The organism is Bradyrhizobium sp. (assembly GCF_035309285.1).
GTDB lineage: Bacteria > Pseudomonadota > Alphaproteobacteria > Rhizobiales > Xanthobacteraceae > Bradyrhizobium.
In genome coordinates this window covers 1-13,433 of record NZ_DATGFH010000040.1, presented here as the reverse complement: position 1 = coordinate 13,433, position 13,433 = coordinate 1, and the positions used below count along the sequence as shown (strand labels likewise).

The window sequence follows — 13,433 nt, the reverse complement described above, 5'->3', positions numbered from 1 at the left end:
GAAGTCGCGAGCCCGGAATCCATAACCATGGCCGGTGGATATGGATTCCGGGCCTGGCCCTTCGGGCCATCCCGGAATGACGACGCTGAAAATAGAGCAATCACTCCGCCGCCGACAGATGCTTGACCTTTTCCGCGATCTCGCTCGGCACCGGCACGGCCCAGGGTGCGCCGCGCCGCCGCTTCACGTCGACTTCCATCCAGTACATCTCCCAGCCCTGGGTCGGCCCGATGCCGTCCATGGTGCCCGGCCCCTGGATGCTGCGGGCCGTGGCTTCGTCCAGGCACAGCAGGGGCTTGTCGCCGGCCGCAACCTTCTCGATCTGCTCGCGCAGCATGCGGCGATACTGCACGATCGCCTTGTCGCTCTGGCCGAGATGCTCCTTGGTGCGATCCTGGATCGCGCCCATCGATTCCACCGCCCACTGGTCGTGTACGTTGATGTCCATGCCCATGCCGGTATAGGTCGCGGTCGCCTGCTCGTGCGGATCGAAGCCGTAATCATTCGCCTTGTTGCGGCGCGACTTGTAGTCGGGCAGCTCGTAGGTCGCGAGCCGCTGGTCGCGCATCGTCTTCTTGTCGACCGGCGTCGTGAAAGAGGTGAAGATCGAATACCAGTAGCAGTTCTCGTCGTCGATCGGCACGTGATACTGCGTGATCGTCATCTCGGTATTCATGGGGATGACGAAGGCGTGCGGAAAGAGCTGGTTGGTGACCCGCACGTGGGTGAACTCCGCGTCGATCTCGCGCAGCGTGATCAGGCGCATGCCGTATTCGGTGTGCTCGATATTGATGATGGGGCGGTCGTATTCGCGCATCACCTTGGTCATCGGCATATCGCTGGAGGCAGACGCGCCGCGGAACTGGCGGCCATAGGCGTTCGAGGTGTCCTCGTCCTCGAAGAAGCGGTGCAGGTAGGAGGCATGCGAGGGATCGACGCCGACTTCCAGCGCCTGCAGCCAGTTGCAGGCCCAGTGGCCCTTGAACGCGAACACGTGGCTGTCGGGCGCGACGAAGCAATCGATCTCCGGAAAGGCGGGCGGAGTGCCTTCGCCGAGATAAGCCCAGAGGATGCCGCTCTTCTCGACCACGGGATAGGAGCGCTGCCTGATGCCCTGGCAAAGTTTTGAGCCCACCGGCTCGGCTGGAGTCTCCAGGCACTGGCCTGTGACGTCGAACAGCCAGCCGTGGAAGGCGCAACGCAGGCCGCCATTCTCGAGCCGGCCGAAGGCGAGGTCGGCGCCGCGATGCGCGCAATGACGATCGATAAGGCCGTAGCGGCCCTGCGCGTCGCGAAAGAGCACGAGATCTTCACCGAGCAGCTTTACGGGGCGCACCGCGCGCGGCCCCTGCAGCTCGTCAACCAGCGCCGCCGGCTGCCAATACATCCGCATCAATTTTCCGCAGGGGTCGTTCGGGCCGATGCGGGTGATCAGGTCGCTCTGCTCCTGGCTCATCATGGCGCGTCACCTCCTGAGGTTGGGCTTGCGATGCGAAGCGCTTGCCGCTAATTTGTTCGTCTATTGAACATATGTTCAATATGCTAACACAAGCTGTGATTGGCGCAAGCGACACTTTAGCAGTCGAGGTGCGGAAAACGTCATGCCCAAGCTGAAACGCGAGAACGGCGAGGTCCGCGCTACCGACTTTGTCGAAAGCCTCGACCGCGGCCTGCGGCTCTTGCAGGCGTTCGGCGAGAGCACGGCGCCGATATCGTTGAGCGAAATCGCGCGCGAGGCCGATCTGCCGCGCGCTACCGCGCGCCGCATCCTCTTCACGCTGCAGCACGGCGGCTTTGTTTCAAGCGACGGCAAGCTGTTCGCGCTGACGCCGCAGGTGCTGACGCTCGCAGGCTCTTATCTGCGCTCGAACCAGGTCGTGGCCGTGCTGCAGCCTGTGCTCGATCGCATTTCAGCGGAGGCGCTGGAGATCTCATCGCTCGCCGTGCTTGACGGCGATGATGTCGTGTTCATCGCGCGCGGCAGCCCCATGCGCATCTTCACCGGCGGCGTCGACATCGGCTATCGCTTACCCTCGTTCTGCACGGCGGTCGGCCGCGCGCTGCTCGGCCGCCTCGATGATGCGGAGCTGAAGACAAAGCTCGCTTCACTGCGCCGCGAGCCGCTGACCCCGCAGACTGTGACCGATCCCAGGCGCCTTCTCGCCGCCATCACAGCCGATCGTGCGCGAGGCTATTCGCTGGTCGACCGCGAGGCCGAGCCACATTTCCGTTCGATTGCAGTGCCGGTCCGGCGCTACGACGGCACCATCGTCGCCGCGATCAATATCGGCACGCATGTCGATCGCATCTCGACGGAGGAGATGGTGAAGCGCTTCCTGCCGTTGTTGCGCGCGGGCGCCGAGGAAGTGAAGACAAGGTTGCTTTAGCACAGCGCACTTTGAGCGAGCCTCAGCATGCCCTTGAAGCCACTTCGCGCGCCTGATTATTTAGTTGTTCGCAACTGGGCATAAGAAAATGGCAAGATCTTCAGGAACGGTGCGAGACGCTATCGTCGCTTATTTGAAAAGCAAGAATTCCGCCTCCGTCGTAGACATTACGAAGGGTGTAACGGAACAATTAGGAGCGGTGGCCGCCTCGTCAGTGCGGTCCTCGCTCAATTTGAATACCGGAAAAATCTTCGAACGCGCTGGGCGCGGCATTTACCGGCTGAGAGAGCCGCCTGATTGAGTTTCCCACAGCCCTGACTTTTGCATTGACGTCTAGACGTCTCTATCGTACCCTCTTTGTTCTCAAGGGGGCATGCGATGAACTACAGAGCCGCACCGGGCATCGTCCGAGACTCCATCGTCAGTTATCTTTCAGCAGCTGAGAGCGCATCCCTTGCAGAAATCACGCAGGCGGTCGCGTCGCGACTTGGTGATGTACCGGCCTCATCGGTCCGCTCCTACCTCAACTTAAATACGCCTGAACTCTTCGAGCGGACATCGCGGGGGCACTATAGGTTGCGCATCGTTGACGATCATGTCGCAAAGTCAAAGCCTCACCCGACATATGAGATAGACAGAGCGAAGCTTGTGCACGCCAACTGCTTCGACTGGTTACGCTCGCGTGAGGGCCGCTCGGTTCATGCCATAGTGACGGATCCGCCTTACGGCCTAGTCGAATATAGCGCTGTGGAGCAAAGCAAACTTCGAAAGGGGCGCGGAGGAGTCTGGCGCATACCGCCATCGTTTGACGGGCATCAGCGAGCACCTCTGCCACGATTCACTGTGCTGGACGAGGGCGATCTGCAGGTGATGTACGATTTCTTCTTCGAGTTCGGTCAGCTTGCCCTTCGTGCAACAGTTCCTGGCGCCAACATTATAATTGCAAGTAATCCGCTTTTCGATCACGTCGTTGCGTCAGCGATGAGCGCGGCTGGGCTGGAGATGCGTGGAAGCATTATTCGTCTTGTCATGACCATGCGGGGTGGTGACCGTCCGAAAAATGCACACAAGGAGTTTACCAATGTCAGCGTAATGCCGCGTTCGATGTTCGAGCCCTGGATCGTCCTGCGCCATCCACTAGACGGCCGGGCTCAGGACAATCTGCGCAAATGGAAGACTGGCGGTTTCCGTAGGCCCTCTAGCGAACGCCCGTTTGGCGACGTTATCAAATCGAGTCCGACGCCGAAGGTCGAGCGGCAAATCGCAGCTCATCCGTCGCTTAAACCGCAAGCGTTTCTGCGGGCCCTTGTCCGTGCAGCCTTGCCACTTGGTCAAGGCATTATCCTCGATCCCTTTGCTGGTTCGGGATCGACCCTAGCCGCGGCCAATGCTGTAGGCTACGAGAGCATCGGCATCGAAAAAGATGCAGAATATGTCTCTATGGCGCGGCGTACCATGCCGCAGCTCTCATCCTTACTTATCCAGAAGATAGACCCAATTGGAGCGTAGTTTTGTAATGCCGACGCGATCAAGCGTCGCCGTGCGGGTCCCAAGGTCACCGCGAGCGTTTTTTCGAAAGTCTCTTTTTGTAACGTGACCGATGTAAACCTCGGTAAAGCGCATTGGTCGACGATCAGTGGCCGGCTCCGTATCGTGGTCGGTATCATAAACAAACACGCACATGTACTGTTCACGCGCGCCGTGAGTGTCGACCGCGCCGCCTTTTTTACGCGTGCTCTTGATTTCGACGCCATCCGTTCCGGACTTCACCGAGTTGTTCGCATAACGCCCTTGGACGATCAGGTCGGGGTGTCCATTGAAATGCTTGTTTTCGACAAGGGAGCGGGCGTGCTTCGCCATCGAAGCCGTCAGCATATCGGAAATTATGCCGGACATCGCGGCCGGTCGAAGCATATCATCGAGCCTCTTCAGTCCGCGGTCCAGCAGCAGCTTGTTCACGTCAAAGAAGAAGTCGTAAACATCTTCCATAGCAATTTCGAAATCAGCCAAACGCAACTGAAAGGGCAACTCGATGGCCTTGTTGAATTTGGATTTATCAATGGTCGCTTTTTGCAATGTCACAGCAGCTTCGGCTCCACGCGTTTGTGTTTAAAGCACGCATCCAGAGCGCAAAAAAGTCAAGACTTCCCCTAAACCGCCACGCTTCTTAGCCCGAACGACCTTGCCTCGTTCTGCAGCACCGGCCGCACTGTGTCGATCAGCCGGGCCGCGGCGGCATCCACCGAAAGGCCGGCGGTATCGACGATAGCTGACGCTCGGGCATAGAGCGGCTCGCGGCTCACCAGGATGTTGCGGAGCTCCAGCATCGCCGAGCGGTCGTCGGCCATGGGCCGGAGATCGCCCTGCTTGCGTACGCGGCCCATATGCTCTTCCGGCTCGGCCTTGAGCCAGATCGTGTAGAACGACGACAGGATCAGATCGAAGGTCAGGGGCTCGGAGACGATGCCGCCGCCGGTCGCGAGCACCATCAGCTCCTTCCGCGCGAGGAGCTGATTGAGCGCGGTCTGCTCCATGCGCCGGAAACCCTCCTGGCCGTAGAGCGCGATGATCTCGGCGACCGACAATCCGTTCTGCGCCTCGATCTCCTTGTTCAGCTCGACGAAATTCCAGCCGAGCTTCTTTGCGAGGATTTTTCCGAGCGTGGACTTGCCGGCGCCGCGGAGGCCGATCAGCGCGATGCCCGAGAACGAGGCGCGATGCGCGCTCGCGCCATGCCCCGCGAGCAGGTCCTTGGCCTGCGCGATCTGCGATGGCGTGGCTTTTCGCAGGAGATCGCGAATCACGGGCCAATCCGGCGCCGGATCCGCCGTGGGGATCAGGTCTTCCAGATGCGCACCCATCGCGTTCGAGACGCGACGCAAGAGCACGATCGAGACGTTGCCCTTGCCGCTCTCGAGCTGCGCTATGTAGCGCTCCGAAATCCCGGACACCTTCGCCAGCACCTTGCGCGACATGCCGCGCAGCGCGCGCATGGTGCGGACACGCTGGCCAAGCTGCTCGAGGAAGCCGGATTCGGGATCGCTGGTCTCGGTCATCTTCCGGAAACATAATGCCGAAGAGGATTGACAGCAAGCAAAGCTGGTGTCTTTCTATGCATTATAATTCCAGATGGTCCAGAAAGTCGGGGAGAAACGTCATGACTTCCTACAACGCGGTGACGTGGCTGCTCGACCGCAATGTCGAGGAAGGGCGCGGCAACAAGCTCGCCTACACCGATACGGTTCGCGAGCTGAGCTATGGCGAGCTGCAACGCGAGACTTGCCGCGCCGCCAATCTGCTGCGCCGTCTCGGCGTCCGCCGCGAAGAGCGCGTCGCCATGATCATGCTCGACACGGTCGATTTTCCGATCGTCTTCCTGGGTGCGATCCGCGCCGGCGTGGTGCCGATCCCGCTGAACACGTTGCTCACCACGGAGCAGTACGCCTACGTGCTCGCCGATTGCCGCGCGCGCGTGCTGTTCGTCTCCGAGGCGCTGTATCCGGCCGTGAAGGATATCGTCGGGCGGATGCCGGACCTCGAATGCGTCATCGTCTCCGGCAAGAATGCGTATGGGCACAAGCTGCTCTCCGAAGAGCTCGCGCGCGAGAACGATTCCTTCGCGACGGTGGCGACGCACGCCGAAGAGCCGGCGTTCTGGCTCTATTCGTCCGGCTCGACCGGCATGCCCAAAGGCGTTCGCCATCTGCACGCCAATCTCGCCGCGACTGCCGACACCTACGCCAGGCAGGTGCTCGGCATCCGCGAGGACGATGTCTGCCTGTCCGCCGCGAAACTGTTCTTTGCCTACGGCCTCGGCAATGCGCTGACCTTTCCGATGTCGGTTGGCGCGACCACGGTTTTGAACGCGGATCGTCCAACGCCGGCGCGGATGTTCGAGCTCTTGAACAAGTACAACCCGACGATCTTCTATGGCGTACCGACCCTGTTCGCAGCGATGCTCAATGACGAGGCGACGAAGAACGCGCGCTGCGGCACGCGCCTGCGCATCTGCACCTCCGCCGGCGAGGCGCTGCCGGAATCGGTCGGCAATGCCTGGAAGGCGCGTTTCGGCGCCGACATTCTCGATGGTGTCGGCTCGACCGAGCTGTTGCACATCTTCCTGTCGAATGCGCCTGATGACATCAAATACGGCTCCTCGGGCCGTCCGGTGCCGGGCTATCAGGTGCGCCTCGTCAACGAGAATGGCGGCGACGTGCCCGACGGCGAAGTCGGCGAGATGCTGGTGCATGCGCCCTCCGCCGGCGAAGGTTACTGGAATCAGCGCGCCAAGAGCCGCTCGACCTTCGAGGGCTACTGGACCCGCACCGGCGACAAATATGTGCGCGACGCCGATGGCCGCTACACCTTCTGCGGCCGCAGCGACGACATGTTCAAGGTGTCGGGCATCTGGGTCTCCCCCTTCGAGGTCGAGAGCGCGCTGATCACGCACCCCTCCGTGCTCGAAGCCGCCGTCGTGCCGGAAGCCGATCCGGAGGGATTGCTGAAGCCGAAGGCGTTCGTGGTGCTGCGGCCCGATGCGAAACGGGACGGGTTGGACGAAGCCTTGAAAGACTATGTGAAGCAGAAGATCGGCGTGTGGAAATATCCGCGCTGGATCGAGACGGTGGAGTCGCTGCCCAAGACCGCAACGGGAAAGATCCAGCGATTCAAATTGCGGGATGGGGCGCCGAACTAGGCCTTGCGTGAGATGAGCCCGAATTGCATCCCCGATTGCGCTGCGCTCCCTCTCCCGCTTGCGGGGGAGGGCTGGGGTGGGGGTGCCCCCGCGAATTCGATCGCTCGAGGAGAAAGCCCCCACCCGCCGCGCTCTTCGAGCGCGTCGACCTCCCCCGCTAGCGGGAGAGGTGAAGTGCGCTCGTGGCGAGACCCCTCGTGATTGCATGCCGACCGTCGACATGACCCTCGCACCCTCCGGCTTTCTCCACATCAATGGCAGCGACCTCGAATACCGCATGATCGGGCCGTCACCAGAGCAAGCGCCGACGATCGTCATGCTGCACGAAGGCCTCGGCTCTGCTGCGCTGTGGGGCGATTTCCCCGACAAGCTGCAGGCTGCAACCGGTGTCGGCGTGTTCGTCTATTCGCGCGCCGGCTACGGCGCCTCGTCGCCGGTCAAGCTGCCGCGTCCGGTCGACTACATGCATCGCGAGGCGCTCGATGTGCTGCCGAAACTGCTGGAGGCGATCGGCTTCCGCCGCGGCCTGCTGCTTGGCCATTCCGACGGCGCGTCGATTGCGGCGATCTATGCCGGCGGTGTGCAGGATCACCGCGTGCGTGCGATCGCGCTGATCGCGCCGCACTTCATCGTCGAGGACATCTCGGTGCAATCAATCGCCGAGATCAAGATCGCCTACGAGACCACGAACCTGCGCGACAAGCTCGCGCGCTGGCACAAGGACGTCGACAACGCCTTCTATGGCTGGAACGGCGCCTGGCTCGATCCGAAATTCCGAAGCTGGGACATTGCCGAATCCCTCGCCTATATCCGCGTGCCCGTGGCCATCATCCAGGGCGCCGACGACCAATATGGGACGATCCGCCAAGTCGAGATCGCGAGGCAAGAGTGCTATTGTCCCGTGGATGTGACCCTCCTCGCGGGGGCTGGGCATTCGCCGCATCGTGAAGCGCCTGGGGCGACGCTGCATGCGATTTCGGAATTCGCCAACGCCGTGCTGCGTAACCACGAGGGCTCGCAGGGCCGGGCCGCCTGATGCATGTGCCGGGGCTTTCCGGCAATGACCCGCCTGCCTTTTCCGCAGTGGGCTTACGTGCCCGGCGAGACCTATGAGGCCGACGCCGATTACGAGACGCTGGCGCAGGTGAAGCTGCTCGTGCCGCCGGCCTTTCGCGGCTACGTGCCGGCGCGCCATCCCGCGCTGCGCTATGGCCTTGCGCTCAACGACCACGGCTATTTCTGGGAAGCGCGCGAGATCCTGGAAACGGTGTGGGCGGCCGCGCCGCAAGGCGGGCGCGAGCGCATCCTGCTGCGCGCGTGCATCCTGATCGCCAACGGCAATTTGCGGCTGCGCATGGAGAAGCCGGGGTCGGCGGGTCGGCTATTCGGCGAGGCACTGGCGGCGCTCCGCACCCTCGGTCAGCGCAAGGCGGCCGTCTCCGGCGACGGTTTTGCCGATGGCTTTCCGGTCGAGGCGCTGACCGCGACCTTGAAAGCGCGGTCCGAGCGGCCGCAGCTTACCAAGGCGGATTGGGTCGCATTCGCCGTCGGTAGCCGTACATGAAACAAAATGCATATTTGCGCGTTTTGAACTAGACGCGCTCAATAACATGCATTATAGTGCATATCAGCTTACGGATTATGCTCAAGGGTGGCTCATGGCGGGTGAAGATCGCGTCCTCGCGGGCGGAGCGAAATACATCGATTTTCAGACCGATCCGTCGCGTTACCGTCATTGGAAGCTCGCGGTCGATGGCGAGGTCGCAACGTTGACCATGGACGTCGACGAGGACGGCGGCCTGTTCGAGGGCTACCAGCTCAAGCTCAATTCCTACGACCTCGGTGTCGATATCGAGCTCGCCGACGCCGTGCAGCGGCTGCGCTTCGAGCACCCGCATGTGAAGGTCGTCGTGATCCGCTCCGGCAAGAACCGCGTGTTCTGCGCCGGCGCCAACATCCGCATGCTCGCCGGCGCCACCCATGCGCACAAGGTGAACTTCTGCAAATTCACCAACGAGACCCGCAACGGGCTCGAGGATTCATCCGAAAACTCCGGACAGCGCTACATCGCGGTCGTCAACGGCACGGCGGCCGGCGGCGGCTACGAGCTGGCGCTGGCGACCGATCACATCATTATGGCCGACGATGGCGCCGCCGCCGTGGCGCTGCCGGAAGTGCCGCTGCTGGCTGTGCTGCCGGGCACCGGCGGGCTGACGCGCGTCGTCGACAAGCGCAAGGTGCGCCGCGACCACGCCGATTTTTTCTGCACCATCGAGGAAGGCATCAAGGGCAAGCGCGCCGTCGCCTGGCGCCTGGTCGACGAGATCGCGCCGAACAGCAAGCTGGAAGCCAAGATCGGCGAGCGTGCCAAAGCGTTTGCCGCGGACTCGAAGCGCAACGGCAATGGCAAGGGGATCGTGCTTGCGCCGCTCACGCGCTCGATCGACGAGAACAGCATCCGCTACGGCTTTGTCAGCGTCGATATCGACCGCGCCGCACGCATGGCGACCATTTCGATCAAGGCGCCGGAGGCGGCCGCACCCGCCGATATCGATCGCATGCTCGTGCAGGGCGCCTCGTTCTGGCCGCTGCAGGTCGCGCGCGAGCTCGACGACGCGATCCTGCATCTGCGCATCAACGAGCTGGAGGTCGCGTTGCTCGTGTTCAAGTCACATGGCGATCCCGCACATGTGCTGAGCTACGACGCCTTCCTCGACGCCAACAAGGCGCATTGGCTGGTCAACGAGGTCAGGCAGTTCTGGAAGCGCGTGCTGAAGCGCATCGACGTCACCTCGCGCACGCTGGTGACGCTGGTCGAACCCGGCTCCTGCTTCGTCGGCACGCTCGCCGAGCTCGTGTTCGCCGCCGACCGCTCCTACATGCTGATCGGCTCACGCCAGGGCGACAACCGCCCGCCGCCGTCGCTGCAACTCTCCGCGATGAATTTTGGACCCTATCCGATGAGCCATGGCCTGACGCGGCTGCAGTCGCGCTTCCAGGCCGATGCAAGCGATCTCGATCGCGCGCGCGAGAAGGTCGGCGCGGCGCTCGATGCCGAGGAGGCCGAAGAGCTCGGCCTCGTCACCTTCGCGCTCGACGACATCGACTGGGACGACGAGATCCGCGTGTTCTTCGAGGAGCGCGCGAGCTTCTCGCCCGACAGCCTCACCGGCATGGAAGCGAACCTGCGCTTCGTCGGTCCCGAGACCATGGAATCGAAAATCTTCGCGCGCCTGACCGCATGGCAGAACTGGATCTTCCAGCGTCCGAACGCCGTCGGCGAGGACGGCGCTTTGCGGCGCTATGGCTCGGGCCAGAAGCCGAAGTTTGATATGACGCGGGTCTAGTGAATTTTTGCGTCGTCATGGCCGGGCTTGACCCGGCCATCCACGTCTTTCTTCAAATTGAAAAGAAAGACGTGGATGCCCGGCAGCGCAGACAAGTTTACGCAGTCTGCGCAAGCTTGACTGCTACGGCCGGGCATGACGGCAGAACAAGTCGAAGGAGCACGCCATGAACATCATGAACGTCGATTACTCCACCAAGATTCCCAACAACGTGAATCTGGCCGAGGATCGCCAGGTGCTCAAAGCGCTCGAAGGCTGGCACCCCGGCTATATCGACTGGTGGCACGATATGGGCCCGGACGGCTTCCAGCAGTCGTTGGTCTATCTGCGCACCGCTTACTCCGTCGATCCGCGCGGCTGGGCCAAGTTCGATTATGTGAAGATGCCCGACTATCGCTGGGGCATCCTGCTCGCCCCTCAAGAAGAAAATCGCAAGATCCCGTTCGGCGAGCATTATGGCGAGCCGGCCTGGCAGGAAGTGCCCGGCGAATATCGCGCCATGCTGCGCCGCCTGATCGTGATCCAGGGTGACACCGAGCCTGCGTCCGTCGAGCAGCAGCGCCATCTCGGCAAGACCGCGCCCTCGCTTTACGATTTGCGCAATCTGTTCCAGGTGAATGTCGAGGAGGGCCGCCATCTCTGGGCGATGGTCTACCTCCTGCAGAAATATTTCGGCCGCGACGGCCGCGAGGAGGCCGACGAGCTGTTGCGCCGCCGCTCGGGCGACGAGGATTCCCCGCGCATGCTGGGGGCCTTCAACGAGAAGACGCCGGACTGGCTCTCCTTCTTCATGTTCACCTATTTCACCGACCGCGACGGCAAGATGCAGCTTCACAGCCTCGCGCAGTCGGGCTTCGATCCCTTGTCGCGCACCTGCCGCTTCATGCTGACCGAAGAGGCGCACCACATGTTCGTCGGCGAGACCGGCATCACCCGCGTGGTGCAGCGGACGTGCGACGCCATGAAGGACGCCGGCATCACCGATCCGACCGATATCGCGAAGGTGCGCGCGCTCGGGGTGATCGACCTGCCGACCATCCAGAAGAAGCTGAACCTGCATTATTCGCTCTCCCTGGATCTGTTCGGCTCGGAGGTCTCGACCAACGCGGCGAACGCCTTCAACGCCGGCATCAAGGGTCGTTTCCACGAGACGCAGATCGACGACGACCATCAGTTGCAGAACGCCACCTATCCGGTGCTGAAGCTCATCGATGGAGAGGCCAGGCGGGTCGACGAGCCGGCGCTGACCGCGCTCAACATGCGGCTCCGCGACGATTACAGCCAGGACTGCGTCAAGGGCATGCTGCGCTGGAACAAGGTGATCTCGACCACGGGCTATGATTACAAGCTGACGTTGCCCAACGTCGCCTTCAACCGCGCCATTGGCGAGTTCAAGGACGTGCATGCGACGCCCGACGGCCTCCTGATCGACGACGCCACCTGGAACAAGCGCAAGGGCGAGTGGATTCCGTCGGCCGAGGACGGCGAGTTCATCGCCTCGCTGATGACGCCCGTGACCGAGCCCGGCCAGTTCGCGGCCTGGATCTCGCCGCCGAAGGTCGGCATCGACAACAAGCCCGGCGATTTCGAATACGTGAAGATCGAGACGTGAGGTCATCAGCCGCGTAGGGTGGGCAAAGGCGCGTCAGCGCGTGCCCACCATCTATCGGCAGCACGGCTCGTGACTGGTGGGCACGCTACGCTTTGCCCACTCTACAGACCGAGTTTGTGGCGGCCATCCGTGCCTCACCCCGCGATCTCGGCTCCCGCCTTCGCATAGACCACGCCGCCGTCGACGGCGAGCGTGGTGCCGACGACATAATCGCCGGCGCGGGAGGCAAGAAAGATCGCGGTGCCGGCCATGTCCTCGGTGGTGCCGATGCGGCCAGACGGCACGCGCTTGCCGAGTTCGTCCGCATGATCGCGCGCGGCGCGGTTCATGTCGGACGCAAACGCCCCCGGCGCGATCCCTGTCACGATCACATGGTCCTTGATCAGCTTCGCCGCCATCCGTCGCGTCAGATGAATCAGCGCGGCCTTGCTCGCCTGGTAGGAGTAAGTCTCCAGCGGATTGACGAAGAGCCCGTCGATGGAAGCGATGTTGATCACCTTCGCCGGCCGCTCCGCGCTCGCCGCGGCGCGCAGCGGTTTCGAAAGCGCCTGGGTCAGAAAGAACGGCGACTTGACGTTCAGATCCATCACCTTGTCCCAGCCGCTCTCGGGAAACTCGTCGAACTCGGCGCCCCAGGCCGCACCCGCATTGTTGACGAGGATGTCGAGCTTCGGCTCAAGCTTGATGATCTCGGCGGCGAGCTTCTGGCAGCCCTCGACGGTCGCAATATCGATCGGCAGCGCGATGCACTCGCCGCCATAGGCGGCGGTGAGCTCCTTGGCGGTCGCCTCGCACGGTCCGGCCTTGCGCGCGGTGATGTAGACCCTGGCGGCCCCTTGCGCGAGAAATCCCGCCGCGATCATCTTGCCGATGCCGCGCGAGCCGCCGGTCACGAGCGCGACGCGGCCGGACAGCGAAAACAGATCCTTGAACATGATGCCTCCCTGTTCGTCTCGTCATTGCCGGGCTTGACCCGGCAATCCATCAATCTTGAGAGATTCCTTATTCGAAGAGGATGGATGCGCGGGTCAAGCCCGCGCATGACAATCGAATATGTCGTCGAGGCGATCCGACCTCTCAGAGCGAGCGCAGCTCCTCTCGACCCCGCAAGCGGGGCGAGGTGAAGAATTCGGGCCGGTGAGCTGCTTCTCATCATTCCGCGGCCTCCGCGAGGGGCGCTTGCGGCGCAAGGTCGACGACCCTGAGCGTCGTGTGGATGCGTTGCGTGGTGCCGTCCTGGAAGCGGATCACGGTGTCGACGGGGATGTTGGCGTCGCCGCGGTAGATGGCGTCGATGATCCCGGCGTATTTCTCGTTGATGACGCCGCGGCGTACCTTTCGGGTGCGGGTGAGCTCGCCGTCGTCGGCGTCGAGCTCCTTGTAGAGCAAGA

11 protein-coding genes and 1 pseudogene are annotated in these 13,433 nt (G+C 62.5%); 7 read left to right on the top strand and 5 right to left on the bottom strand.

Features of this window, described 5'->3' with window-relative positions:
• Positions 1 to 100 precede the first annotated feature (100 nt).
• A complete protein-coding gene (locus tag VKR55_RS08160) occupies positions 101 to 1,459 on the bottom strand; it encodes an aromatic ring-hydroxylating dioxygenase subunit alpha (RefSeq protein ID WP_324401585.1) in 1,359 nt (452 codons plus the stop codon).
• A 142-nt stretch (positions 1,460 to 1,601) separates the two neighbouring features.
• On the opposite strand from VKR55_RS08160, the gene VKR55_RS08155 reads away from it, so the two are divergent.
• Positions 1,602 to 2,387 carry an IclR family transcriptional regulator domain-containing protein gene (locus VKR55_RS08155; protein WP_324401583.1) on the top strand — a complete coding sequence of 262 codons (786 nt, stop codon included), beginning with the start codon at positions 1,602 to 1,604 and terminating at the stop codon, positions 2,385 to 2,387.
• A gap of 378 nt (positions 2,388 to 2,765) precedes the next feature.
• Positions 2,766 to 3,896 (top strand): DNA-methyltransferase, encoded by a 1,131-nt coding sequence (locus VKR55_RS08150; RefSeq protein WP_324401581.1) that lies wholly within the window; start codon positions 2,766 to 2,768, stop codon positions 3,894 to 3,896.
• On the opposite strand, the gene VKR55_RS08145 is transcribed toward VKR55_RS08150, so the two are convergent.
• On the bottom strand, positions 3,861 to 4,469 hold the full coding sequence (locus VKR55_RS08145; RefSeq protein ID WP_324401578.1) for a hypothetical protein: 609 nt from the start codon (positions 4,467 to 4,469) through the stop codon (positions 3,861 to 3,863). The genes VKR55_RS08150 and VKR55_RS08145 overlap by 36 nt on opposite strands.
• 68 nt (positions 4,470 to 4,537) lie before the next feature.
• Positions 4,538 to 5,443 carry a helix-turn-helix transcriptional regulator gene (locus VKR55_RS08140; protein WP_324401577.1) on the bottom strand — a complete coding sequence of 302 codons (906 nt, stop codon included), beginning with the start codon at positions 5,441 to 5,443 and terminating at the stop codon, positions 4,538 to 4,540.
• A gap of 101 nt (positions 5,444 to 5,544) precedes the next feature.
• Here VKR55_RS08140 and VKR55_RS08135 point away from each other — a divergent pair, with 101 nt between their 5' ends.
• From VKR55_RS08135 to boxB, 5 genes are all read left to right on the top strand, one after another.
• The gene (locus tag VKR55_RS08135) at positions 5,545 to 7,083 is read left to right on the top strand and encodes a benzoate-CoA ligase family protein (protein WP_324401575.1); all 1,539 of its coding nucleotides are present in this window, start codon (positions 5,545 to 5,547) and stop codon (positions 7,081 to 7,083) included.
• Between the two features lie 220 nt (positions 7,084 to 7,303).
• Complete coding sequence (locus VKR55_RS08130) at positions 7,304 to 8,119, top strand: alpha/beta fold hydrolase (RefSeq protein ID WP_324401573.1); 816 nt, start codon at positions 7,304 to 7,306, stop codon at positions 8,117 to 8,119.
• Between the two features lie 24 nt (positions 8,120 to 8,143).
• Positions 8,144 to 8,647 (top strand): DUF309 domain-containing protein, encoded by a 504-nt coding sequence (locus VKR55_RS08125; protein WP_324401571.1) that lies wholly within the window; start codon positions 8,144 to 8,146, stop codon positions 8,645 to 8,647.
• 94 nt (positions 8,648 to 8,741) lie between these two features.
• Positions 8,742 to 10,430 (top strand): 2,3-epoxybenzoyl-CoA dihydrolase, encoded by a 1,689-nt coding sequence (gene boxC / locus VKR55_RS08120; RefSeq protein WP_324401569.1) that lies wholly within the window; start codon positions 8,742 to 8,744, stop codon positions 10,428 to 10,430.
• 175 nt (positions 10,431 to 10,605) lie between these two features.
• Positions 10,606 to 12,042, top strand: coding sequence for a benzoyl-CoA 2,3-epoxidase subunit BoxB (boxB, locus tag VKR55_RS08115; protein ID WP_324401646.1), 1,437 nt, complete (start codon positions 10,606 to 10,608; stop codon positions 12,040 to 12,042).
• 134 nt (positions 12,043 to 12,176) lie between these two features.
• On the opposite strand, the gene VKR55_RS08110 is transcribed toward boxB, so the two are convergent.
• Together VKR55_RS08110 and VKR55_RS08105 are read right to left on the bottom strand one after the other, a co-directional pair.
• Positions 12,177 to 12,977 (bottom strand): SDR family NAD(P)-dependent oxidoreductase, encoded by an 801-nt coding sequence (locus VKR55_RS08110; protein ID WP_324401567.1) that lies wholly within the window; start codon positions 12,975 to 12,977, stop codon positions 12,177 to 12,179.
• Between the two features lie 217 nt (positions 12,978 to 13,194).
• A pseudogene (locus VKR55_RS08105) lies at positions 13,195 to 13,433 on the bottom strand (long-chain fatty acid--CoA ligase); the annotation flags it as partial.

What these genes read in the sequence shown, in the direction of transcription:
- VKR55_RS08160 (WP_324401585.1), bottom strand. Translation starts at nt 1,459, where the DNA reads ATGATGAGCCAGGAGCAGAGCGACCTGATCACCCGCATCGGCCCGAAC.
- VKR55_RS08155 (WP_324401583.1), top strand. Translation starts at nt 1,602, where the DNA reads ATGCCCAAGCTGAAACGCGAGAACGGCGAGGTCCGCGCTACCGACTTT.
- VKR55_RS08150 (WP_324401581.1), top strand. Translation starts at nt 2,766, where the DNA reads ATGAACTACAGAGCCGCACCGGGCATCGTCCGAGACTCCATCGTCAGT.
- VKR55_RS08140 (WP_324401577.1), bottom strand. Translation starts at nt 5,443, where the DNA reads ATGACCGAGACCAGCGATCCCGAATCCGGCTTCCTCGAGCAGCTTGGC.
- VKR55_RS08135 (WP_324401575.1), top strand. Translation starts at nt 5,545, where the DNA reads ATGACTTCCTACAACGCGGTGACGTGGCTGCTCGACCGCAATGTCGAG.
- VKR55_RS08130 (WP_324401573.1), top strand. Translation starts at nt 7,304, where the DNA reads ATGACCCTCGCACCCTCCGGCTTTCTCCACATCAATGGCAGCGACCTC.
- VKR55_RS08125 (WP_324401571.1), top strand. Translation starts at nt 8,144, where the DNA reads ATGACCCGCCTGCCTTTTCCGCAGTGGGCTTACGTGCCCGGCGAGACC.
- boxC (WP_324401569.1), top strand. Translation starts at nt 8,742, where the DNA reads ATGGCGGGTGAAGATCGCGTCCTCGCGGGCGGAGCGAAATACATCGAT.
- boxB (WP_324401646.1), top strand. Translation starts at nt 10,606, where the DNA reads ATGAACGTCGATTACTCCACCAAGATTCCCAACAACGTGAATCTGGCC.
- VKR55_RS08110 (WP_324401567.1), bottom strand. Translation starts at nt 12,977, where the DNA reads ATGTTCAAGGATCTGTTTTCGCTGTCCGGCCGCGTCGCGCTCGTGACC.